The sequence below is a fragment of the Hwanghaeella sp. 1Z406 genome, from assembly GCF_048892425.1.
In the GTDB taxonomy this organism is placed as follows: domain Bacteria; phylum Pseudomonadota; class Alphaproteobacteria; order UBA8366; family Aestuariispiraceae; genus Pacificispira.
Map to the genome: position 1 here is coordinate 422,534 of NZ_JBLZHU010000001.1, position 23,425 is coordinate 445,958.

24 protein-coding genes are annotated in these 23,425 nt (G+C 55.6%); 9 read left to right on the plus strand and 15 right to left on the minus strand.

Features of this window, described 5'->3' with window-relative positions; all coding sequences use genetic code 11:
• The first annotated feature begins 17 nt into the window (after positions 1-17).
• The 3 genes from ACOSDR_RS01870 to ACOSDR_RS01880 are packed head-to-tail and all read left to right on the plus strand — an operon-like array spanning position 18 to position 3,214.
• The gene (locus ACOSDR_RS01870) at positions 18-1,355 is read left to right on the plus strand and encodes an aspartate aminotransferase family protein (protein ID WP_420724588.1); all 1,338 of its coding nucleotides are present in this window, start codon (positions 18-20) and stop codon (positions 1,353-1,355) included.
• Between the two features lie 3 nt (positions 1,356-1,358).
• Complete coding sequence (locus tag ACOSDR_RS01875; RefSeq protein WP_420724587.1) at positions 1,359-2,201, plus strand: 3-keto-5-aminohexanoate cleavage protein; 843 nt, start codon at positions 1,359-1,361, stop codon at positions 2,199-2,201.
• Positions 2,202-2,209: 8 nt separating this feature from the next.
• Positions 2,210-3,214 (plus strand): TAXI family TRAP transporter solute-binding subunit, encoded by a 1,005-nt coding sequence (locus tag ACOSDR_RS01880; protein ID WP_420724586.1) that lies wholly within the window; start codon positions 2,210-2,212, stop codon positions 3,212-3,214.
• Here ACOSDR_RS01880 and ACOSDR_RS01885 read toward each other — a convergent pair.
• Positions 3,198-3,524 (minus strand): hypothetical protein, encoded by a 327-nt coding sequence (locus ACOSDR_RS01885; protein WP_420724585.1) that lies wholly within the window; start codon positions 3,522-3,524, stop codon positions 3,198-3,200. The genes ACOSDR_RS01880 and ACOSDR_RS01885 overlap by 17 nt on opposite strands.
• Positions 3,525-3,664: 140 nt before the next feature.
• On the opposite strand from ACOSDR_RS01885, the gene ACOSDR_RS01890 reads away from it, so the two are divergent.
• The 3 genes from ACOSDR_RS01890 to ACOSDR_RS01900 all read left to right on the plus strand — a co-directional run bounded on the left by ACOSDR_RS01890 (position 3,665) and on the right by ACOSDR_RS01900 (position 8,042).
• Positions 3,665-4,630, plus strand: a complete 966-nt coding sequence (locus ACOSDR_RS01890; RefSeq protein ID WP_420724584.1) for a TAXI family TRAP transporter solute-binding subunit — start codon at positions 3,665-3,667, stop codon at positions 4,628-4,630.
• 125 nt (positions 4,631-4,755) lie between these two features.
• Positions 4,756-7,593 (plus strand): TRAP transporter permease, encoded by a 2,838-nt coding sequence (locus tag ACOSDR_RS01895; protein WP_420730229.1) that lies wholly within the window; start codon positions 4,756-4,758, stop codon positions 7,591-7,593.
• A gap of 17 nt (positions 7,594-7,610) precedes the next feature.
• Positions 7,611-8,042 carry a universal stress protein gene (locus ACOSDR_RS01900; RefSeq protein WP_420724582.1) on the plus strand — a complete coding sequence of 144 codons (432 nt, stop codon included), beginning with the start codon at positions 7,611-7,613 and terminating at the stop codon, positions 8,040-8,042.
• A 34-nt stretch (positions 8,043-8,076) separates the two neighbouring features.
• On the opposite strand, the gene ACOSDR_RS01905 is transcribed toward ACOSDR_RS01900, so the two are convergent.
• From ACOSDR_RS01905 to ACOSDR_RS01940, 8 genes are all read right to left on the minus strand, one after another.
• A complete protein-coding gene (locus tag ACOSDR_RS01905) occupies positions 8,077-9,288 on the minus strand; it encodes a hypothetical protein (protein WP_420730230.1) in 1,212 nt (403 codons plus the stop codon).
• Positions 9,289-9,376: 88 nt separating this feature from the next.
• Positions 9,377-9,748 carry a DUF423 domain-containing protein gene (locus tag ACOSDR_RS01910; protein ID WP_420730231.1) on the minus strand — a complete coding sequence of 124 codons (372 nt, stop codon included), beginning with the start codon at positions 9,746-9,748 and terminating at the stop codon, positions 9,377-9,379.
• A gap of 121 nt (positions 9,749-9,869) precedes the next feature.
• The gene (locus ACOSDR_RS01915; RefSeq protein WP_420724579.1) at positions 9,870-10,349 is read right to left on the minus strand and encodes a hypothetical protein; all 480 of its coding nucleotides are present in this window, start codon (positions 10,347-10,349) and stop codon (positions 9,870-9,872) included.
• Between the two features lie 179 nt (positions 10,350-10,528).
• Positions 10,529-11,431: an ABC transporter permease gene (locus ACOSDR_RS01920; protein WP_420730232.1), complete on the minus strand. Its 903-nt coding sequence runs from the start codon at positions 11,429-11,431 to the stop codon at positions 10,529-10,531.
• Positions 11,428-12,396 (minus strand): ABC transporter permease, encoded by a 969-nt coding sequence (locus tag ACOSDR_RS01925; protein ID WP_420730233.1) that lies wholly within the window; start codon positions 12,394-12,396, stop codon positions 11,428-11,430. The genes ACOSDR_RS01920 and ACOSDR_RS01925 overlap by 4 nt, the downstream gene beginning before the upstream one ends.
• 19 nt (positions 12,397-12,415) lie before the next feature.
• On the minus strand, positions 12,416-14,083 hold the full coding sequence (locus ACOSDR_RS01930) for a peptide ABC transporter substrate-binding protein (protein WP_420730234.1): 1,668 nt from the start codon (positions 14,081-14,083) through the stop codon (positions 12,416-12,418).
• Between the two features lie 19 nt (positions 14,084-14,102).
• Positions 14,103-14,780 carry an orotate phosphoribosyltransferase gene (locus ACOSDR_RS01935; RefSeq protein ID WP_420724575.1) on the minus strand — a complete coding sequence of 226 codons (678 nt, stop codon included), beginning with the start codon at positions 14,778-14,780 and terminating at the stop codon, positions 14,103-14,105.
• Positions 14,781-14,824: 44 nt separating this feature from the next.
• The gene (locus ACOSDR_RS01940) at positions 14,825-15,994 is read right to left on the minus strand and encodes a hypothetical protein (protein WP_420730235.1); all 1,170 of its coding nucleotides are present in this window, start codon (positions 15,992-15,994) and stop codon (positions 14,825-14,827) included.
• A 127-nt stretch (positions 15,995-16,121) separates the two neighbouring features.
• Here ACOSDR_RS01940 and ACOSDR_RS01945 point away from each other — a divergent pair, with 127 nt between their 5' ends.
• On the plus strand, positions 16,122-16,544 hold the full coding sequence (locus ACOSDR_RS01945) for a carboxymuconolactone decarboxylase family protein (protein ID WP_420730237.1): 423 nt from the start codon (positions 16,122-16,124) through the stop codon (positions 16,542-16,544).
• A gap of 75 nt (positions 16,545-16,619) precedes the next feature.
• Positions 16,620-17,561 (plus strand): AEC family transporter, encoded by a 942-nt coding sequence (locus tag ACOSDR_RS01950; RefSeq protein WP_420730238.1) that lies wholly within the window; start codon positions 16,620-16,622, stop codon positions 17,559-17,561.
• Here ACOSDR_RS01950 and ACOSDR_RS01955 read toward each other — a convergent pair.
• Genes ACOSDR_RS01955 through asnB form a run of 6 tightly spaced genes read right to left on the minus strand, consistent with a single transcriptional unit; the run spans position 17,529 to position 22,755 of the window.
• Positions 17,529-18,071: a hypothetical protein gene (locus ACOSDR_RS01955; RefSeq protein ID WP_420730239.1), complete on the minus strand. Its 543-nt coding sequence runs from the start codon at positions 18,069-18,071 to the stop codon at positions 17,529-17,531. The genes ACOSDR_RS01950 and ACOSDR_RS01955 overlap by 33 nt on opposite strands.
• The gene (locus ACOSDR_RS01960; protein ID WP_420730240.1) at positions 18,068-18,547 is read right to left on the minus strand and encodes a GFA family protein; all 480 of its coding nucleotides are present in this window, start codon (positions 18,545-18,547) and stop codon (positions 18,068-18,070) included. Before ACOSDR_RS01960 ends, ACOSDR_RS01955 begins: the two co-directional genes overlap by 4 nt.
• Positions 18,544-18,897, minus strand: coding sequence for a cupin domain-containing protein (locus tag ACOSDR_RS01965; protein WP_420724569.1), 354 nt, complete (start codon positions 18,895-18,897; stop codon positions 18,544-18,546). Before ACOSDR_RS01965 ends, ACOSDR_RS01960 begins: the two co-directional genes overlap by 4 nt.
• Positions 18,898-18,909: 12 nt before the next feature.
• Positions 18,910-19,686, minus strand: a complete 777-nt coding sequence (locus tag ACOSDR_RS01970) for an SDR family oxidoreductase (protein ID WP_420730241.1) — start codon at positions 19,684-19,686, stop codon at positions 18,910-18,912.
• Positions 19,676-20,848 (minus strand): glycosyltransferase family 4 protein, encoded by a 1,173-nt coding sequence (locus ACOSDR_RS01975; RefSeq protein WP_420730242.1) that lies wholly within the window; start codon positions 20,846-20,848, stop codon positions 19,676-19,678. Before ACOSDR_RS01975 ends, ACOSDR_RS01970 begins: the two co-directional genes overlap by 11 nt.
• Entirely contained in the window at positions 20,845-22,755 is a 1,911-nt protein-coding gene (gene asnB, locus ACOSDR_RS01980) for an asparagine synthase (glutamine-hydrolyzing) (protein ID WP_420730243.1), read from the minus strand. Before asnB ends, ACOSDR_RS01975 begins: the two co-directional genes overlap by 4 nt.
• A 302-nt stretch (positions 22,756-23,057) precedes the next feature.
• Between asnB and ACOSDR_RS01985 the strand changes: the two genes are divergently transcribed.
• Positions 23,058-23,414 carry a cupredoxin domain-containing protein gene (locus ACOSDR_RS01985; protein WP_420730244.1) on the plus strand — a complete coding sequence of 119 codons (357 nt, stop codon included), beginning with the start codon at positions 23,058-23,060 and terminating at the stop codon, positions 23,412-23,414.
• Positions 23,415-23,425: the final 11 nt, after the last annotated feature.

Genomic DNA, 23,425 nt, shown 5'->3' on the forward strand with positions numbered 1-23,425 from the left:
TGACACAGGATACGATCATGACCCATGTTTTTCACCGCAACTGCGGCGCGCCCCCTCCGACCGCTGTTCAGGGCGATGGGTGTTACATTATCGATTCTGAAGGCAAGCGCTATTTGGATGCATCTGGCGGGGCGGCAGTCAGCTGCCTGGGACATTCCCATCCCCGTGTTATTCAGGCGATGAAGGATCAGATGGATGCCCTATCCTTTGCGCATACGGGGTTTTTCACCAATAAGCCATTGGAAGACCTGGCTGATTTCCTGATATCTCGGGCACCGGACGGATTGGACTATGCCTATTTCGTATCCGGCGGTTCGGAAGCGATAGAGACGGCGCTGAAACTGGCCTATCAGTATTTCTGGGAGAAGGGGGAGGGGCACCGCCACCGCTATATCGCACGCCGCCAAAGCTATCATGGCAATACGATGGGGGCCCTGGCCGTTGGGGGCAATATGTGGCGGCGGGAGCAATTCGCCCCGATCCTGATCGATGTGGAGCATATCTCCCCTTGTTATGCCTACCGGGATCAGCGCGCAGATGAAAGCCTGGAAGACTATGGACTGCGCGCGGCCAATGATCTGGAAGCTCGGTTGTTGGAAGTGGGGCCAGAAAATGTGATTGCCTTTGTGGCGGAACCTGTGGGCGGTGCAACCTCTGGGGCTTTGGTGCCAGCCCCTGGCTATCTGCGGCGCATCCGTGAAATCTGCACGCAATATGGTATCCTGCTGATATTGGATGAGGTTATGTGCGGCATGGGGCGCACGGGTGCCTTGTTTGCCTGTTCCCAGGATGATGTGACACCGGACATTCTGGCCATCGCCAAGGGGCTGGGCGCGGGCTATCAACCCATTGGCGCGACCCTGTGTTCAGCGGAGATTTACAATACGATACGCGATGGGTCAGGTTTCTTTCAGCACGGACATACCTATCTGGGACATCCCATTGCTGCTGCGGCTGCGCTGGCCGTGCAGAAGACGATTGAGGATGAAGACCTGCTGGACAATGTGACCAAGCGGGGGGCGCAATTGATGGGGCGATTACAGGCCCGCTTTGGCAATCATCCCCTGATCGGAGATATTCGCGGGCGCGGTCTGTTCATGGCGCTGGAACTGGTTGCGGATCGCAGTACTAAGGAACCGTTGGATCCCGCATTGAAAATCCATCTGGCGATTAAGAAGCATGCTATGGCGCGCGGGTTAATGTGCTATCCAGGGGGTGGGACAATTGATGGAAAGCGTGGCAATCACGTGCTGTTGGCCCCCCCCTTTATCATCGATGACAGCCATGTTGATGAAATCGTTGAGAAACTGGGTGCTTCCATTGATGCTGCCCTTGCTGATGCCGGGTTGGCCTGATCGATGACTATTGGCGCTGGGGCTGTTCCTTTGATATTGGCCGTGGCGCCCAATGGCGCCCGCAAGACAAAGGCGGACCACCCGGCCTTACCCATGCAGGCGGATGAAATTGGTCTGGCTGCGGCTGCCTGTCGGGAGGCGGGTGCGGTGATGATCCATTTGCATGTCCGCACATCGCAAGGCACCCACACGCTGGATGCGGATCTGTATCGCGCGGCCATCGCGGCGGTGCGGCGAGAGGTGGGTCCAGACTTTATCGTTCAAGTCACGTCCGAGGCGGTCGGCCTCTACACCCCCGACCAACAGCGTGCTATGGTGCAATCCGTTCGGCCGGAGGCTGTATCACTGGCCATTCGCGAACTCTGTGCGACCGCTGAAGATGAAACGGACTTTGCGGCCTTCACGGCTTGGATGGCGCGGGAATCGGTGCATCCCCAGTATATCCTTTATGACGCGGATGATGTAGCCCGGTTTGCTGATCTGCAGCGGCGGGGCATCCTTTCGACCCAGGGAAGTTTCATTCTGTACGTGTTGGGGCGATACAGTAAAACCCTGACATCCGACCCGACAGATCTGCTGCCTTTTCTGACCATGGCGCAGACACAGGCGCTGACCAATCCATGGGCGATTTGTGCCTTTGGTCCAAAAGAAGCCGCCTGTGGATTGACCGCTGCGGGGCTGGGCGGGCATTGTCGTTTAGGGTTTGAAAATAACCTTAGGCTTGCGAATGGAGAGATCGCACCCGACAATGCACATCTGATCGCGCAGATTGCGGATAATGCTGTGTTGGCGGGACGGGTTCTGGCCACCGAAAACAGCGCTAGACTGGCACTTGGTATGAAATGAGGGATGGAATGATTAATTTGAAATCGATGGCTGCGGCGCTTTTTCTGGGCTTGGTGCTGACGGGCGGCACGGCAAGTGCCCAAACAGCCAATACCAGCAGCATTGAATTGTCATTGCCAGGCTCTCAAGAGCGTCTGTTGATTGGGGGCGGATTGCCTTTCGGATTGTATTTTCCGTTGGCTGGAACGCTGTGCCGTCTGGTTGAAACGGCGGATGAGCCTGCCCTGTGTGCCGTTGCAACCCTGGCTGACAGCGATGCAGCTATTGCCGCGCTGCAGGATGGATCATTGCCTTTTGCCCTGGTGCAAAGTGACTGGCTGTATCATGCGGTGCGCGGCAGCAGCCGATATCAGGAAACCGGCCCAGCAGAGGGATTGCGCGCCGTCGCGGCCTTTTATACTGAGGCTTTCACGGTTTTTGCCAAGGCAACTGGCCCAATCTCTAAAATCAGTGATTTGAAGGGAAAACGCGTCAGCGTCGGGGCAGATACCAGCTATCGCGGGATTCTGGCCAATGTCGCGCTGGCAACGGCGGGGCTGGAGCGGGATGATCTGGCGGAAGCCAGTGCAGAGCCCGTCGTCACCGCGATTGAGCGTTTGTGCGATGGTCAGACGGATGCCGTCGTCGTAATGGCGGTGCATCCTGCGGAGTATCTGACCGCAGCAGGCCGCCGATGCGGCATAACCCCACTATCCTTCAGTGATTCAGAAGTTGCTGATCTGTTGGGGGATTTGCCGGGGTATGCATCCGTCGTCATCCCGGCCAGGACCTATCCCGGCCAGGCTGTGCCGGTTAAGACCGTTGGGTTGCGCCCTGTCCTGGTGACCACTGTGGATGCGGATGATGCCGTCGTAGGCGCATTGACCACGGCAATTGCCCGCGGCCTGACCCGGCTGAACGAGGCGCATCCTGCCTTTTCCACGATACGGATTGAAGACCTGACAAGCGCGTCCCTGTTTGCCCCGATGAATCCCGCCGCGGCCAGGGCCTTGGGGATCACGGCACAGCAATGAGTGTGCTGCACACTTTCTGTGCATTGACGCCTTCGTATGGGGTGGGCATGATACAAGCCAACAAAGAATGAAACTGCTGAAAACACGCTTCACGTATAGTGGACACAAACAGGCAGGTTAGGAACAGGGTGACGGGTTTCGCGGGAAAAGTGTTTCTTGCAGCAAAGATGTGCCGGGCGGTGTCCTGCACTGGAATCCCGTATGAAAATTCAGGTCCGACAAAATTGAATTTGAGGGTATGAGGCGCATCGCACACCGTTTGTGCTGATGACAGGGTATTGTGTCTTTGCGAAATGTCGGCACGCGCCATGGGCATTTCATATAGGCAAAGTTACAAAAGTTAGAATGAAAGATGCCTGAGATTAACAAGATTGCAGGCTTTTTTAGAGCTTCCGTTGCGTCAACACTGTTTCGTGACGAAGAAGGTGTAAACAGAAGGGAGAGTATCAAATGATGATTAAGAAAATGGGTCTTACGGCCGCCTTTTTAGGGGCAGCCCTTTATTCCACGGCTGCTGTGGCGGAAACCAATATTGTGATCGGGACCGGTGGTGAAACTGGTGTTTATTATCAGGTTGGTGGCGCAATTTGCCGTTTGGTGAACCGCGGTACGTCCGAACATGATATCAAATGCACCCATACAACGGGTGGTTCCGTCGCTAATATCAACGGTATTCGCAACGGAGACCTGGATTTGGGTGTGGCCCAGTCTGACTGGCAGTACCATGCCTATAATGGCACGGCTCCTGACAAGTTCCCTGAAGGGGCCTTTAAGGAATTGCGCGCTGTTTTCTCTGTGCATCCAGAGCCTTTCACTGTGGTTGCCCGCGCCGGTTCCGGCATCACGAAATTTGAAGACCTTGTCGGCAAGCGTGTGAATGTTGGCGATCCAGGGTCAGGGGCCCGCGCAACGATGGAAGTCGTGATGGAAAAGATGGGCTGGACCATGGACAGCTTTTCCCTGGCGTCGGATTTGAATTCCAAGGAACAGGCTGCTGCATTGTGTGATGACAAGGTTGATGCCATCGTATTTACCGTGGGTCACCCCGCAGGCACGATTTCGGAAGCAACCACCACCTGTGATTCCGTCCTGGTGCCGGTTGATAACGACGTGATCCAAAAGCTGGCGGCTGACAATGCCTATTATGCTATGACATCCATTCCGGGCGGCATGTACAAGGGTACGGATACCGACACGACAACATTCGGTGTCGGCGCGACCTTCGTATCCTCGTCTAAAACCAGCCCGGACGTTGTGTATCAGGTTGTAAAGGCGGTGTTTGATAACTTCGACCGCTTTAAGAAGATGCATCCGGCTTTCGCCAATCTGGAAGAAGCCAAGATGATCAAAAACAATCTGTCTGCCCCGCTGCATGACGGCGCGGTGAAGTATTATAAGGAACGTGGCTGGATGTAAGTCCGGTTTGGGGGGCGGGCGACTGTTTGGGTGCCGGCCCCCCATTTTTTTCGTCAATTTGCCTGATACTTAAATTTGCATACACTCTTAGTGTTACAACAGGTCATGCGTAGGGGGATGTGGTGATGAGCGATAAGAATGACGGGGCCGGTGGTCTAAGCCAGTCTGAATTGGACGATCTCGTTGCTTCCAATGACACCGGGGGGCGCGCACCAACCAATCAGACCTTGGTTCTTGCCATGGCGACGATCGCGTTGCTGTGGTCCCTGTTTCAGGTCTGGATCGCGTCACCTATCCCATATGAAATTGGCTTTGGTGCCTTTTCCAGTAAGGATGCTCGCGCCATTCACCTGACCTTCGCTCTGGTGTTGGCCTTTATGGCCTATCCGGCGTTCAAAAGCAGCCCACGGTCTTATATTCCAATCACGGATTGGATCATCATGATCCTGGGAGCGTCCTGCGCATTTTATTATTTCGCGGCAGATTTGCCGATTGTCGCCAGCCTGGGGGGGGAATTGCTGAGCGACCGCCCGGCGAACGCCAATACCACTGATGTCATTGTCTTCTGCGTCGGTATCGTCGCCCTGTTAGAAGCCACCCGCCGCAGCCTGGGCCCGCCGTTGGCTATCCTGGGCATTTTCTTCCTGGCCTATACCTATTTCGGGCCTTATTTCCCAGGATTGTTACAATGGAAAGGGGTCAGTTTTGAAGGCTTGGCCTATCACCAGTGGCTTTCTCAAAGCGGTGTGTTCGGCATCGCGCTGGGGGTGTCAACGGACCTTGTTTTCCTGTTCGTTTTGTTTGGGGCCTTGTTGGATAAGGCCGGGGCAGGAAGCTATTTCATTAAGGTTGCGTTCGCCCTGATGGGCCACTTGCGGGGAGGGCCTGCAAAGGCGGCAGTTGTCGCGTCCGGTATGACCGGTCTGATCTCTGGTTCTTCAATCGCCAATGTGGTGACGACGGGGACCTTTACCATTCCGATGATGAAACGCGTCGGGTTCAGTAATGAGAAGGCGGGCGCGGTAGAGGTTGCGTCTTCCGTGAATGGTCAGATCATGCCACCGGTGATGGGGGCTGCGGCCTTCCTGATGGTGGAATATGTCAACATCCCCTATTTCGATGTCGTAAAGCACGCCTTCCTGCCAGCGATTATCAGCTATATCGCCCTGGTCTATATCGTCCATCTGGAAGCCATGAAGCAGGACATGCCGGCCCTGGAACGGGTTACGACGCCCAAACCGTTGAAGCTGCAGTTTCTGTCTTTCCTGATGTCGGCTGCGATGTTCATCGCGATTGGTGGTGCGGTTGCCTATCTGTCAGAAGCATATTTCATGCTGACCAGTTCACCGGCACTGCTGTTGGCCTCTGCCATTGCATTGGGGGCAATCATCATTCTGTCCAAGGGCATTTCGCGGGGCGCTTCTGAGGGGACAAAGGCAGCGATTTTCTCCACCTTCACCATGGTGGTTGGCTATTGCATCGTCGGCGGCTTCTTCACGATGTATCTGCTGCAGACGATCTCTGAAATCCTCAGTGCCAATGGCCTGGATTTCCTGATGCTGTACATCGTTTCGGCTCTGTTGATCCTGGTCTATGTCTTTCTGGTCAGCATCTGTGCCCGCTATCCGGATCTGGAAGTTGACGATCCGAACTCCCCCATCGTCACGCTGCCAATGCCGCGCCCGACGATCATGTCTGGGTTGCATTTCCTGCTGCCGGTCCTGGTTTTGATCTGGATGCTGATGGTAGAGCGCAAGTCGCCCAGCCTGTCCGCATTCTGGGCAGTGATGCTGATGATTTTCATCCTGATTACCCAGCGGTCGCTGTTCGCCTTTTTCCGGGGGGAGACCGGCAATGGGATGATCGGGGAAAGTATCCGCGATTTGGTTGCAGGCCTGATTTCAGGCGCGCGCAATATGATCGGGATCGGGATTGCCACCGCTGCGGCGGGGATCATCGTTGGGGCCGTATCTCAAACCGGGATTGGCAGCGCGCTGGCCGATCTGGTTGAACTGATGTCCTTTGGCCAGTTGATCCTGATTTTGATCTGGACGGCGGTTCTTAGCCTTGTGCTGGGTATGGGCCTGCCGACAACGGCAAACTATATCGTCGTGTCATCCCTGCTGGCACCTGTTGTGGTGGCGCTGGGTCAGCAGAATGGCCTCGTCGTGCCATTAATCGCGGTCCATCTGTTCGTCTTCTATTTTGGCATCATGGCCGATGTCACGCCACCGGTCGGGCTGGCATCCTTCGCTGCGGCGGCGGTGTCGGGTGGTGATCCTATTAAGACTGGTTTTGTCGCGTTTTTCTATTCCATGCGCACGGCCCTGTTGCCCTTCCTGTTCATCTTCAACACCGATCTGCTGCTGATCGATGTAGGGCCCCTACAGGCGGTGATAGTCTTTATAGTGGCGACGGCGGCGATGCTGATCTTCACAGCCGGGATGCAGGGCTTTTTCCTGGCGCGGTCGCGGTTCTATGAATCGGTTCTGCTGATCCTGGTGGCGTTTACATTGTTCCGCCCGGGGTTCTGGATGGATATGATCATTTCCCCCACCCAATCGATGCCGCCTAATTCGATTGTTGAACAGATCGGCGCATTGGAGCCAGGGACGGATATGGTCCTGCTGGTTGATGGTTTGGATAAGGCAGGATCACCCATTGAGTTTACCGCAATTGTCGAAGTTCCTGAGGGGGCGACGGGTCAGGATCGTTTGGAAAACTTCGGTCTGGAACTGATCATCGATGGCGAGAAAGTAACAATCGACAATGTTGTCTATGACTCACCAGCCGATAAACAGGGCGTGTTTGATTGGGATCAGGTGATTATGGATGTCCAGGTTCCATCCAATCAGCCCCCTAAAGAGTTGTTGTGGATACCGGCGCTTGTTCTGTTCTTCTTGATTGGTTGGGTTCAATCCCGCCGTCAAAAGCGCATTAACCTGGGCCATGCAACGGCTTAGGATGGGGGGAGAAGACCATGTATAAGAATGTCTTGCTGGCTGTGGATTTGGGTGAAGATGCGTCTTGGAAAAGGGCCCTGCCAGAGGCCATTGCTTTGATCAAGGCGTCTGGGGGCGTGCTGCATATCATGACCGTCGTACCGGATTTCGGCATGACGGTCGTTGGATCCTTTTTCCCGTCCGGTTTTGAATCCAAGGCCATCGCGTCGGCACAGGAAAAGTTGCATGCTTTTGTGAAAGAGCATGTGCCACAGGATATCAAGGTTCAGCACATTATCGCCCATGGCGGACCGGCCGAGGAAATATTAGCGGCTGCGAAGAAAGTCCCAACAGATGTGATCGTAATCGGGTCTCATAGACCCGGACTGGAACACGCTATCCTGGGGTCTGTCGCGTCGCGTGTGGTTTCCCACGCAGAATGTTCTGTTCTGGTCGTGCGCGGAAGCTAGAGCGCGTTCTGATCACTCAGGCCGGTCTATGGACCTAAAGATTACCGCCCGCGGGTTCCAGAAAGGGCGGTGGGTCGGTAAAATCGACGCTTGGAATATTCAACAGCGGGTCATTGGCATCGGATAATTCCAGAGACAGCCCTGTTAAAACCCCCTGATTTCCAGTGTCCAATCCAGTAGAGGCAATGTCGGAATTGTCTTGGGAGGTATCTTCCCCAATGGCGTCAGGGTCTTCTGTCGTCATGGCGGCATTTGTGTCCTGCATCGGCTGCTCTAGCTCTGGCAGGGGTTCCAGTGACGCTGTGTCTTGCGATGGCTCCAGGGAAGATGTTGGCGCCGGATCAAGCGGGGACAACGGCTCTAGCGGTGCCAATGGGTCCAAGGGCGAGGGAGAGTCCAGTGGCGCCAATGGCTCCAGCGGTGTGGAAGGGTTCAGTGTAGCATTTGGATCAAAGGTCTGAGATTCTGGAATACCATTATCCTGTGACGGCGGGGTCAAAGGATCCAAAATTGCCCCAGGATCCAATGTTTCCCCTGTTGAAGAACCACCCAATTCATTGTCTGTAATGGGGGCGGATGCTTCCGGTGCGTCTGCGGGCATAACGCCATCATTCAACATCGCCAGATACAGGCGATCCGCTGAACCGGCGGCGCAATCCTGGCATACGGTCAGATTATCGGCCCCTGGACCATTTGTGACGCCAATAATGTCCCCATCAGGGGCTATCATGGTCTGGCGCCAGTTGCCGCGTGCAATCGTATAGCCGTTGATCATTTTCTCATAGATCATGGCCGGGGCGGGGGTTAGGACACCTTGATCATCAATCTTGAATCCGGCGGCGACAACGGTCGCGCCAATTGGCATGTTGCGGTCCATCCATACGGTTTTTTCCTCACCCACAGCGCGGTCATTGCCATAAACGACAAGATACTGATCGCCTACCTGATCATAGATGAAGGGATAATCGCTGGCGCGTTCCCAGTTTCCAAAGGTCTTGGCAATAATATGTTTGGACTGGGCATAGCCTGCCAGCAAGCGCTCTTCAAAGCAGTCATAGGCCGCTTCCAATTGCTCTTTTCCAGGGGTGGCCGCCGGGCTGCCATCTTCTGCCTTAGTGGGCGCTACACTGCAGGGGGGAGGGGTGTTTTCGCCAGCCACCTCATCGGCAATTGCCGTTGTAGCCGAAAGGCTAATCACAGATGCCAGCGCCGCAATCGCCAGTGTATGACATGATTTTAATGCCACGCTATTGATTCCTTTTCCCATCTCACACAATCCTGCGACTATTTTTAGGCCGATTCTATCCAGTTTCGGAAGCATTTTCGGACAATCGTCACAGCTTTCTTTTTAGCCCGGCTAAGGCGATGGTCAGCCATCCAATAATCAAGCTTAATCCCCCGATCGGGGCGGCGGCACCTGCGGCCCGAAAATCCAGAAAAGCCAGAGCCAAAAGACTGCCGCAAAAAACCAGCGTGCCAAATGTGAACAGGCCCGCCGCCAGTGCCAGCATGCGCGTGGTTTGGTGTCTCAGGGCAATCGCGCAGCCGAAAATTGCAACGGCATGGATCAGCATATACCGGCTGGCGGTTTCCACCCAATCGACGGCTTTATCCGTCACCATAGTATCCAGGCCATGGGCGGCCCAGGCACCCAAACCAACAGCCAATGCGCCAAATACGCCCGCGAAAATTAAAAATAGACGCATAAGGTACTTCCTTTGAAAAGGCTGCGCGTATTACGTAGAAAAGCATTGAGCCCGCCAAGGCGGGCTCAAGACAGTATAAAAAGGAGTATCCCTGGGTCCAGGGAATACTGGGGAATTACGATCAGGCGTATTGATCAACAACCTGCCCAAGGGCACGTGTCTGCTCCGACTGGGTGTTCTGGTTGCCGTTCACCGTTGCTGTGGACTCTTCGTTTCGTGTCGTCTGGTTCGTTGCCCCAACACCGGTTGCCGACGCGATCTGTGTCACAGCCTCTGTGTCCGTCGCGGCATCCACTGTGGCGTCGTCATTGGCCGCCTGGGCAGCGTCCTGAGCCTGTGTCAGGTAATCCTGCGCGGCATTGCTCAGCGTTACTGTGTCGGTATCATCTTCTTGCTGAGACTGCTGGGATGCTTGCTGTTGCGTGTCTGTTTCCGCAGCGCGCAACTGGTCTTCAGCTTCGACATCATCAACGGCGGGTTGCTGTTGAAGCTCTTCCTGACGTGCCCGTTCGTCGGCGCGGCGCTGGGCTGCGGCCTCCGGGTCGAACGTGCTGCGCGTAACTGCGGGGTTAAATCCGCCAATACCACCGATGTCGGCCATACCGTCATCCTTTCTTTTCTCGATGCTGGGGAAAGACGCCCCCGTATTCTGCACCCATATAAATTCGCCGGTTCTTCGGTCGAATAGATACTTATCTGCCTTAATATAGTCAGTTTCGCCAGGTTCCGCAACATATGGATGACATTTGATCTAATTTTGGTCTTATAGGGGGGTAGGCTTTATCGGCGATGTTGTTTCGGGTCCAGGGCGTCTTGTAATCCATCGCCCAGAAAATTGAAGGCGATGACGGTTACAAAGATCGCTAATCCCGGCCAAAGCGCCAGATTTGGGCTGTCCCAGATGTAATCCTGTGCGTTGGTCAGCATCGTCCCCCAACTGGGTGTCGGCGGGCGAATGCCAAGGCCAAGAAAGCTGAGGACGCTTTCCAGCAGGATGATATTCCCGATCGACAAAGTCGTTGCGATAACGATGGATGCCTGGACATTGGGAAAGATATGCCGTCGCATGATGGCAAATGGGGTTGCCCCTTGTGCTCGGGCGGCGACGACAAATTCCCGTTGCTTCAGGCTTAGAGTCTCCGCCCGGACCAGCCGTGCCACGGTTGGCCAGGCGACCAGAGAGATAATCATAACAAGGCGCATCAACCCGGACCCGTCGGTAAACGCGCCCAACCCGATCTTATTGAAATCCAGTGCGGACAGGACGATCAGCAGCGGCAGAAGTGGCAGGGCGATCACCCCATCGGTCAAGCGCATCAACAGGCTGTCTAGCCATCCGCCGAAGTAGCCAGCACAAATGCCAATGATGCTGCCCAGTATGGCGGCGGTCAGGGCGGTGATTAGGCCGACAGTCAGGGAGGCCTGGCTGCCCAGGATTAAACGGGCCAACACGTCGCGTCCAAGCTCGTCCGTGCCCAGGGGATGGCCGGGATCAGGTGGTCCTTTCAGATTGAAGAGGTCCGTTTCAAATCCATCCAGGTCCAGCAACGCCAGAAGATGCTGACCCGCCAGAGCGGTCAGAACCAGCAGGATCAGGACAATAAGGGATAGAACAGCCATCCGGTTGCGCAGGAAGTTTCCCCGGATCCTTTGCGCACGACGCAGGGGGGTAGGGTGCGTCATCTGCCATTCCCCCGGTCCTGCAGCGCGATACGCGGATCCAGCACGGCGTATGCGATATCTGCCAGAATACTGCCCGCCAATGTGAAAGCGGTCGCGACCATCAAACCGACCAGTGCCAGATTGAAGTCATTGCCCATCACGGCCTCGTAAATCATACGACCCATGCCAGACCACCCGAAAATCGTTTCGGTGATCAGCGCACCGGAAAACAATGTACCAAAACTAAGCGCAATCACGGTGATCAGGGGCAGCAGCGCATTGCGCAGGGCGTGATCAAATAGCTGGCGCGCCGGATTGGCCCCTTTTGCCCTGGCAGTGCGCATATAATCCTGACCCAGGGATTGCAGCATCGCACCGCGCATGAAGCGGGTGAAGCCGCCAATGGATGCCAGGCTGAGCGCGGCGACGGGCAAAAGCATGTGGCGCAGATGGTCCAAACCGCTATCGCCGCTTTCGGCCATTCCGCCAGCGGGAATCCAGGCGACCGGCACAGCGATATAGGCGATCAGCAACAGGGCCAGCCAGAAGGGGGGGACTGAAATCCCGGCAAAGCAGATCAGATTGATGGCATAATCTGTCAGGCGATTATGTCGGGCCGCCGCCCATACGCCCAATGGGATCGCCAAAGCCAGGGCCACAAGGGTGCTGATCCCCAGCAATTGAAATGTTGCCCAAAGGCGCGGCATCAGCACGTCACCGACCGGTTGCTGATACAGTCTGGAATATCCGAAATCCCCCTGCAATGCACCTGCCAGCCAACTGGCATATCGTGCCAGGACTGGGCGATCCAGATCATAGCGCGCCCGCAATCTTTCGGCGTCCGCCGCCGTCATTTCTGGATTGGCGGAAAACATCAGATCAATGGGGTCACCTGGCATCAAACCGATCAACCCGTAGCTTGCAAAGGACACGACCAGCAGCACAAGAAAACTGTGGATCAAACGATGGGTGAGGTAGTGGATCATCGGTGTCGGGTGGCTTGGGTCACGGTGACAGATGCCAATCTTCAACCCATAACGGGGAGGGGAACTGATGGCCCGTCGGTGTCAGACCCGACAGGCTTTTTGGCAGGATATAGGTGTCGGACCGGAAATACAGCGGCAGAACGGGAAGATCGGTGACATACAGCTGTTGCATCCGTCTCCACAACTGCTCCTGTCTGGCTTCTTCGCAGTCAAATTCCAGGCCATTGATGATCTCATCCATTTCAGGACTGTCATAGCCTGGGTAATTCTGACCAGCCCAGGCATTGGCCTCCCGCGGGATCTCCTGGGAATGCAATGTCGTGCGGGGGACGGATTCCGGTGCGCTCATCCAGGCATACATCGCCATGGCGGGATATTTACGCTTTGAAATCGTGTCCCCAAACAGCACGCGTGGGGGCTCGTTTTCGATACGGATATCGATACCGATCTGCTTCCATTGATTTTGCAGAACCTGCTGTACCAATTCGCGCGATTTGTTCCCGGCGGTGGTTTGCAGGGTCAGTGTCAGGGCATCGTCCCCCTTGTACCGAATGCCATCAGCGCCCAGTGTCCAGCCCGCCTGGTCCAAGAGATCCGCAGCCTTTTCCGGGTCATAGGCATAGTGTGGAATGTCAGGATCATACCGGATATCCAACGGATTGACGTTGCTTTGTGCGACAGGCTGCTTGCCCTTGAACAAGCGTTTGGTGATCAGGGATCGGTCAATACCATACAGCAATGCCTGGCGTACGCGTACGTCCTTCAGGATTGGATTGTCCAAGTTCAAATCAATATGCTCATAGACTAGGCTGGGCTTGTAGATGATCTGGTAGTCATCGCCATAGCGTTCCTGGAAGGCCAGCGCCTGATCGACAGACAGGCCTAACTCCCCAGCGATCATGTCAATATCGCCCGCCAGCAGATTGGCTGTCAGGGCGGCGGTGTTTTCAATCGCCCGTATTTCGATTTCATCAAAGTACGGGGGCTTTCCCCACCATTCCGGGTTCCGCTGCAGCAGGATGCTTTGGCCAGGTGTGACCCGGGCGATGCGATAGGGGCCATACCATAGGCCCGGATTGGTCGAATCCGTATCATAGGCGGTACGACGGCGATAGTCAGCCGCGCCTTCATCGAATATCGGCTTTTCAATATGGCGGGGCAGCAGCGTTAAGCCGGATAAGCCCTGATAATCACAAGAGCGCTTGTTCAGATGCAGGGTGAATCGCTTTTCCCCATCAATCTCTACCCGGTCGATGCGGCGGTATTGTTCCGCATTATCAATACCGGATTCAGGGTTCTTGCCCATTTCTACGGAAAACAAGACATCCTGGGTTGTGATCGGCGTGCCATCCCCCCAAACGGCATCGGGCGGCAGTTCGTATTGGACTGCCATGCCTTCCTGGCCATCCTGTGTCAGTTCCAATGCGGCCGTCCCTTGCTCCAGGCTGGGAAGGCGCGTGCACAGCAGGCAGACCCGCTTCCAATCCGGGTCATAGGCCGTGATCGGGCGTCGTGCCATGGCAATGACATAGGTTTTTGCCAGCATGGAATCGAAGGCCGGATGCAGGGTAGAGGGATACTGACTGATCCCGATGGTCAGCCGTTCCTTGCTAATCGCCTGCGCTTCGAAGGTCAGGGAAGACACACCGACGAGCGCCAGAATGACAACTTGGATCAGGCGGATCATTCAGACCGTCCTCCCATTCCTATTCTTCCGAACCACCCATGGCTTTTGACCATCCGATCGGATCATGCAGAAACGCTTCCACCTGGTCCGCTTGGCCTGCTTTGAAATAGCCATCTTCCTTGGCGCATTCCAGAACATCCCACCACGTTGCCAGGGAATGCAGCGCGACGCCATGGTCGGCCAGGGCTTTCTCCCCTTCCGGGAAAATGCCGTAATGGAAGATCACAAATGTGTGGTGACACACCGCGCCCGCGTCACGTATACCGTCGACGAAGGACAGTTTAGAGCCACCATCGGTCGCCATGTCCTCAACCAGGATTACCCGTTGCCCTTCTGCCAGGGCCCCTTCGATGCGGGCATTGCGCCCAAAGCCTTTGGGTTTTTTACGGATATAACACATCGGCAGCATCAGGTGGTCTGAGATCCAGGCCGCGAAGGGAATACCGGCGGTCTCCCCCCCTGCAACCACGTCCAGGCTTTCAAAACCGACCTTTTCCTCAATCGTGGCGGCCCCCATTTTCATCAGGCGACGGCGCGCGCGCGGAAAGGCGATCAGCCGACGGCAATCCACATAGACCGGACTTTTTCGGCCACTGGTCAGGGTGAAAGGGTCGTCCGGCTTGAACAGCACAGATTGGGTTTCAATCAAAATCCGGGCGGCAACGCGAGAGATCGGGGTTGAAGCGGTGGTGGTCATACGCAATGGGTCCTTTTCAAGGCTCTAATAATGAATGTGACACATTAGGGTGTCGGCAGGGGCGTCTCAACTGGGCGAAATACTTTTCCGGCCAAAATGTATCCGATGGTCTTGGTTCCGACGATGGCAATGATCAGCGTCGTGATCAGGATCGCCGCAATCGCCAGTCCATGCGCAAAACCACTGTCAATCGCATCCGCATATAGAATGGCCGCGACACTGAAGGCGGCCATTGGGAAGGTGCAGGACCAGGCGCTTAATCCAAACGGCATTTGCAGCATCGCTTTGACCTGTGGGATCAGGATCAACAGCATGAAAACGGCAATGCCGAAGAACATCTGGGCCGTGCCATCAATATGCCCCCCGTTCAATACGGCATAGGCGGTAAAGCACAGCGATGGCGGTGCCAGCAGGATTGCCAGCGTCGGTCGCAGCGGTTTTTCCATCGCGCGTTCAAACAACAATCGATAAAAGACGACCGTGAACAGGATGATCCAGAATAACAGCCCCACGGCAAAGACCATCCAACTGATACCCGTATAGCCCAATGGCGCCCCCACAATCGGGGTCACCAGATTGCCAACAACCGGGATGAACCATATGGGCGTTGCGTGCGATATATGATTATCCCGTGATATCCACTTAGTGACGACACGAACCGTGATCGCCATATTGGCGATTGCGGCAACGCTCCAGATCAGGGTCGCCAAGCCGTGGGACAAACCGATAAGACTGGAAGACAGTATCATCATTGTCATGGTTGCCGTGGCGAATAAATTTCCCTGGATCGGGTGATTTAACTCGTCCAGCACGGCCTGACGATGCCGGACTGTTTTCAGGCCATACAGGCCCAACAAAATCAGAAATATACCAATCGCGATTCCAATGAAAATGATACCGGGAATGGGACCTATTCCATAGGCTATTCCTGTTTCGCGCCAGGCAATGGCAAACCCTGCCAGGCCCAGCCCTGCGCTGAACAGGCTGACGGGCATATGTTGCAGGCTGGCGGGGATGCGATCATCGCTGGTGGTTGCGGTACTGGTCGCGCCTGCTTTTTGTGCCGATGGCCCCTTTGCCGCTGATTTGACGGGGCTGCTTTTCTTCGCAACGGACTTTTTTGCCGTCGCTTTTTTGCGCCTGGCTTTTTTCTGACCTGCTGCGACAGGTTGCGCCGTAACGGTCGTATCGGGAGAGTCGGGGGGTACTGCCATGCGGCACAATCCATTGATGGTGTATAACAGGTTCCACTGTTGTAGCCTTGTCTAACCCATTTTGGAAAGAGTTAGGCGGCAGTGCGGTTCTACTGTCCCTTTTCACACTTTTGAAAGGAATTGCAACATGTCCACGGTCCAACCCCTTGCAGCCACTGAGACGGATCCCCGCGTCAAGGCGGTGTTTGACGATATAAGGGCGGTGCGCGGCAGTGATTTTATCAATAACTTCTGGCTCTATCTGGCCTTCGACCCGGCCCTGCTGGAGGATGTCTGGCACAGCGTGCGTGACACGATGATCGCCCCGTCGGCCCTGGATCAAAAAACCAAGGAAATGATCTATATCGCGGTTTCTGTCGCCAATGCCTGTCAGTATTGCATCCATTCCCATACCGCTGCGGCAAAGGCGAAGGGGATGACGGCATCAGAGCATGCGGATCTGTTGCGTGTGATTGGGCTGGCGGCGCGAACCAATCATCTGGTGAATGGTTTGCAGGTCCCGGTCGATGCCGCATTTGATATGGCGGCCAGCGAGAATGGCGAGACGTAAAAGATTGTAACGGAATGGTTTTCTTTGCGCGTTTGCGTTCTATAGTGCGCCCAAACATCGCTGAAAGGGTTGGCCGTGCTGGAAATTGTCTTAACGATTGCGCCGATTTTCCTGTTGATCGTACTGGGTAATATCCTGCGCCGGATTGGCATTCCGTCTGTCGATTTCTGGAATATTAATGACAAGCTGGTCTATTGGGTCTTGTTCCCGGTCCTGCTGTTCAAAACGACATCGAGCTTAACTCTGTCAGGGGCGGTGATCGGGAATTACGCCATCGTCATTCTGGGGGGATTTTTTGCAGCGGTTCTATACAGCCTGATCGCAATCAAAGTGTTCAGGATTTCAGCCCCCAGCGGCACGTCGGTTTTACAGGGGGCCGCGCGCCATAATACCTTTATCGCCCTGGCGGTGGCAGAGCGTCTGTTCGGCGCTGATGGTCTGGCCTTAGCGGCAATGGTAACAGCGGTCCTGATACCGGTGACAAACATCGTTGTTGTGACATCCATGGTCGGCATGTTGCCAAAAACACCGGGGCGCAGCCTGCCCGCAGCGATCCTGCGGGATCTGACCCGCAACCCACTGCTGGTTTCCATTGTGATCGGGATGTCACTGAACCTGTTGGGCGTCGGGGAGATTCCGGTATTGCATCAGACGGCCGGAATTCTGGGGGCGGCGGCCTTGCCGATCATGCTGTTATGCATTGGGGCCAATTTGCATTTTTCTGAGATGCGGGCGGGTCTGTTATCGACCTATCTGTCTATGGCTGGAAAGTTCATCGTCTTCCCGGCGGTCGTCTTTGGCTTGGTGCTGATGGTTGGATTGGAAGGAAATATGGCAATGATCCCGCTGATTTTTGCCTGTGTCCCAACGGCGGCATCCTCCTTCACCCTGGCCCGCCAAATGGGGGGGGACGCCCCGCTGGCCGCATCGATTGTGACGGTGCAGACCCTGGTGTCTTTCGTTTCCCTTCCCATCGCGATCACGCTATTGGGACACGTCTTTGGACTGACTTTTTAAATCATACCAGGCGCGTAACACGTCCTGTGTGACCTTTGGGTCGGCCAGGACCAAGCGAATGGCGTCCTGTTCGTAATCTTCCAGGCGGACTGTCAGAAAGTCCCCCCATTGCCGTAGGTAAGAGCCGGAAAACATCGCATTGCGCTTTGACACATCCGGTGTTCCAAAGCGCATGATCAGGTCCGAATCAACTTTTTCCAGATCGAAACCATCAGGGTATTTATCCTCAATTTCTATGCGATACAGGGTGTCATCATCCGGTCGAACAGAAAAGAAGATGCCGAAATGGTATTCCCGATACCGACACAGGGTTCCATGATAGCGGTGATACCCTTCCTGTATGGAGGGTTCGCAAAAGAACCGATATTGCGACAAGGCTTCCAGGGCGGCATTCCGCGTCATACCCAGGGAAAGACCGCGAAGGCTGTACTCCGTGTCTTGCGCCCGGACCGATCCGGCCCCGAACAGGTGTGTTCCTATCAGAAACAACAGGAACAGCAGACGCGTCATCGGGTCAGACCCAGTCGCTGATGCCATTGGGCCAGGGATTCGTCCGGATATTCGTCAAACGTCTTATCCTGTGGACCGGCTTCAGTCTCGCACCAGGGGGCCTTATACGCCGTCATCAGATTTACATGTTCTGGCGGCACGGGAAGGGCGGTATCTATTGCCGATGCAAAGGGATGCACAAGTTCAGGCCAGCGGCTGTCATAGCACCACAGGCAGGACCCGCAATGCTTACAGAAATGGCGGCCCAGCGGGCTGATGCCGTCAGGTGCGCGCGTATCCCTGGCATGATAGACGCTCAGATGCTCTTCTCCCTCAATCGACAGGCTGGCATAATCGCCCCCCAGATTGATCGTATAGCCACCGCCCCCCTGAGTCTTGCGACAGATTGAACAGTAACAGCGGTTAAAGGGATAGGGATGTGCGCTTTCCAGGGAAAACCGCACAGACCCGCAATGACAGCTTCCCTCCAGCCTCATGCTTCTTTCTCCTCAATTCCAACGGGATGATAGTCATAGGGGCCAACGCCCTGGACCAACATCATTCGGACTGTATCGCTGCCAATATTGCGAACCTCATGGGCAACCTTGGGGGCGACGGCGCAACTGTCACCGGATTTCAGGTGATGCATCGCTTTCGGGGCGCGGCATTCAATTTCAACCGATCCGGCAAGACAGTAAAATCGATCATGGACGTTGGTATGCCAATGCCAGGGAACTTTCTCCCCCGCCTGCAATGTCATTTCCAGAACGCGCAGGGTTGGTGTTTCCTCAACAATATCAATGCGCGCGACGGAAAATTGATTTTCCCATGGCCTTGTGTCAGTCATCCGTCAGACTCCTTATTTCAGCATTTGCGTGTCGCCATCGATGCTCAGCGCTTGTCCAGACAAGGTTCCACAGTCATCGGATGCAAGGAACAAAGCCATGGCGGCAATATCTTCCGGCGGGATCAATCGCCCCATTGAGGCCAGATTGGTGTAATTGGCCAACATCTCTTCAAAAGGGACGCCGCGCGCATCGGCTTTGGCGGTGATCACCCGTTCAATCCTGGGGCCTTCCACGGCGCCGGGCAGGATGGCATTGACCCGAATGTTGAAGGGGCCCAGCTCTGCCGCCAGCGACTTTGTAAATCCGACAACCGCCCATTTGGACGCGGAATAGGGGGTGCGCAGCGGGAAGGCGAATTTCCCCGCTGCGGAGGAGAGATTGATGATTGCTCCACCGCCCGCTGCTTTTAGATGGGGCACCGCCAGCCGGGTGCATAAAAACTGTCCGGTGATGTTGATCGCCAGCGTTCTTTCAAAATCATCAGGATTGATATCTTCAACCGGGCCGGTCGGCCCTGCAATGCCGGCATTGTTGACCAGGACATCCAGGCCGCCCAGAGCGGCCAATCCCTGTTCAAAGAAAGCGTCGACAGCCGCGCGATCTGAGATATCCGCCTGCATTTGACCGATATCAGGGTGTGTGGTGGACAGGTCTGCCAAAGCCGTCTGATCAATATCGCACACAAAGACTCTCGCGCCCGCCGCATTCATCTTTTCGGCCATAATGCGCCCGATTCCCGCTGCGCCGGCGGTGATAAGAATGCGCTTTCCTGTCAATTCATGTGTCATTCTGGTATCCTCCCGGACCAAGGGCTTTTTTGTACAGTGCCATCGTTTCGGCAACGATGATACCTTCGGCAAAGTCCTTTTCCACAGCCAGCCTTGCCCCTTTACCCAATTGGCGGCGCAAGGCTGGGTTTTCAGCCAATTTTTGTAGAGCGTCGGCCAGGGGTTCCACGGATTTCAGGGGAATCCGCAAACCGGTTTCCCCGTCCCGACAAATCTCCCGACAGCCCGGCACATCGGTCGCGATCACCGGGCGTGCACAGGCTGCCCCTTCCAGCAACGATTTAGGCAAGCCCTCGCGATAGGATGGCAGCACCGCGATATGGGCAGAGCCATACGTGCCGGGTATATCTGATGAAGGACCTGCGATTTCGACCACACGTTCGTCTTGCCAGGCCTTCAGGGTGGCGACCGGGATGCTGGCTGGATTGGCATCGGTTGGGCCGACCAGCCGGATTGTGATGTCGACCCCTCGCTGTTTCAGAAGACGCGCGGCCTCCACCAATTCGCCGATCCCCTTGTCCCACAGCATCCGGCTGACACAAACAGCGACGGGCGTTCCTGGCGGTTCTGGCATCGGGTAAAACCGATCGATGTCCACACCAGAGCCTCGAATCACCACGATCCGTGCAGGCTTCACATGCATGCGATTTTCAAACAGGGCGGCATCATCCGAATTTTGCACGATCAGATGGGTGTTCCGGCGGTTATTCAGCCAACCAAAAGCCCGCTCAACGACTGGTCTTAACAGGGTGATTTTCCAGCCCGTGGCGATAAAAAGGAATCCCAGCCCCGCCATGGCATTTACAACGGCCGGGGTTCCTGTTTTCGCTGCCGCCAACCCGCCATACAGGACCGGTTTCATCGCTACATGATGCACCAGATCCGGCTGCTCCTGGCGATACAGACGTGTTATTGCGCGGAAGGTCTTCAGGTCCCGGACAGGGTTCAGGCCTGACCGGTCAAAAGGAATGTCGCGGGCGACAAATCCCTCTTCAATGATGCGGTCGCGATGATCGGCCATGCGACAGGCGACAATGACTTTCGCCCCGGCATCCCGTGCCGCCCGGGCGAAGGGCAGGCGATGAGACCAGAAATACCAGTCTTCCGTCACCAGATACAGGATCGTTTTACCACTCAGGTCCAACGATGCCACCCGTGTCATGGCTTGCCCATCCAACGCTCTGCCCAGGCCTCCAGCATGCAAATGCCCCATAGGGCTTCCGCCCGTGCCCCGCGCCCGTTCAGATGGTCCTTCCAGGCCTGGCGCACAGGTGCGGGATCAATCCAGCCCCGGGATTTCAGACGGTCCTGTGATAGCAAGGTTTCAGCCCAATCGCGCAGCGGGCCGCGCAACCAATCGCCCAATGGAATGGCAAAGCCGCTTTTTGGACGATCCACTAAAGTCTGGGGCACATGGCGATACAGAACCTGCCGCAGTGGCCATTTGCTGATTCCGTTGCGGATTTTCAGTTCCGTGGGCAGGGTCCAGGCAAATTCGACCAACCGGTGATCCAACAGGGGTACACGGGCTTCCAGGCTGACGGCCATGCTGGCACGATCGACCTTGGTTAGGATGTCATTGGGTAGATAGCCAAGCGTATCGGCATAGGCAGCGCGGGCTGAGGGGTCCAGTACCGGACCATCGGGTAATTGCCCTGGAATGTTCAGGCCTGTCAGATCTTCGGGCCAATGGGTCACCAGATCCAGATAGCGCGCATCAGGGGTGCCTGCGGCAAGCGCCCGCGACAGTTTTTGGACTTTGGTGCCAAGCATGCGCGGGCGCTTCGATTCCGGCATAAACTGGGCCAAAGTATCCCATATTGCAGGCCCCGGTGCCGCCAGGGCCGCGGCCCCCATGCGGCGCATTGGTGCTGGGACGGCACTGACCCTGCGTTCAATCTGGCCCAGGGCTTTATGACGGTTATAGCCAAAGAAAACTTCGTCCCCGCCATCGCCGCTCAGGGCCACAGTCACCTGATCGCGCGCCAGTTTGCTGACCAGATAGGTGGGCAGGGCAGATGAATCCGCAAAGGGCTCATCATACCAGTCCGGCAGATTGGGGATCAGATCCAGGGCATCCTGTGGCGACAGGTCCAGGCTGGTGTGATCGGTGCCCAGATGCCGGGCGACCGCAGCGGCATGATGCGCCTCGTCATAGTCAGAGGCCCCGAACCCGATTGTGAAGGTCTTGATCGGTCGGTCTGCTGCCTGCTGCATCAGGGCAACCACGGTCGAGGAATCCACCCCGCCGGACAATAGGGCCCCCAATGGAACATCGGCCACCATGCGTAATTTTACGGCATCTGCGATCAGGGATTCGGTTTGGTCTATCACCTCTTCTTCGGACAGGGTTGCGATGGGTTGATTGGCAAACTGCGCCATGGACCAATAGCAGTGCCGTGAAATCTCTCCCGCAGTATCTATTTCGGCATAATGGCCGGGCGACAGCATTTCCAGATCCTGATAAATGCATGCCGGGGCAGGAACAACATTGCCCTTCAGATAGCCATCCAGGGCGATGGGCGACAGTTTCGGTTCAAAGGTCGATGTCGCGCGCATCGCCTTTAATTCAGATGCCCAATAGACATGATTTCCCTGGCGTCCGAAATACAGCGGCTTTATGCCCAGTCGATCCCGCACCAATACCAATTTCCGGGTTTGCGTATCCCATAAGGCAATGGCGAACATGCCGACCATGCGGGGCAGCGTGGCGGCGATGCCGTCCCGGGCGAACAGTTCCAGAATAACCTCACTGTCCGACGCGCCGCGAAATTTATAGCTGCGGCGTGCCAGGTCCTTTGCCAGGTCGCGATAGTTATAAATCTCTCCATTATAGGTCATGACATAGCGACCATCAGAGGACCGCATGGGCTGTGCCCCTAAAGGGGAGAGATCGATGATCGCCAATCGGCGAAAGGCCATGGCAATACCGGCATTCGCATCGGCCCAGACCTCGCCCATATCCGGCCCGCGATGCCACATAGCCTGAGCCATCGCCTGTCCGGTTTCGGACAGTCGGGCATGGGAGGTTTCTTTCCTAAGATCAATCAGACCAGATATACCGCACATAAGGGCAAGATAGAGCGCTGCGCAGCATTCGTCACGTCCAGAGCGATGCTGGGCGAGCGACTAAAATTTCAGATGCGACTTTATGTCATGAACACAATATTATTGTTTTAAAACAATGTATTGAAATAAGATTCTGAATGTATTTTTCAGCGCACTAACGGTGCCGTCCTTTACAGAAATATTGGTCAGCGCTACGAATTTTCTGCGAATAATTCGCAGTTTCATGTTTGCCACGATCATGGGCAGCGAGGCGTTGGCTTTTGGAACTGACCCCTCGCAAGAAAAACAAAGGATTCTAGCAAATGAAAATTCAATCAGGCCTGATTGCCGCAACGCTGGTTCTGGGCTCCATTTTCTCCGTCGCCAGTGGATCAACCGACGCCCTGGCCGATGACGCGCGGATTATCAAGGTGGAGATCCAGGATCATAAATTCACACCTGACCGAATTGAGGTCGCGGCCGGTGAGACCTTTATTCTGGAAGTATCCAACAGGGACCCTTTACCGGAAGAATTCGAAAGCATGGCCCTGCATATCGAAAAGGTCATTGCCGGTCACACCGACGGTAAGATTCGCATCAATGGCCTTGAAGCAGGCGAATACGCCTTTATCGGTGAGTTTCATGCCGATCAGGCGAATGGTGTAATTGTCGTTAAATAACAGCATGTTGG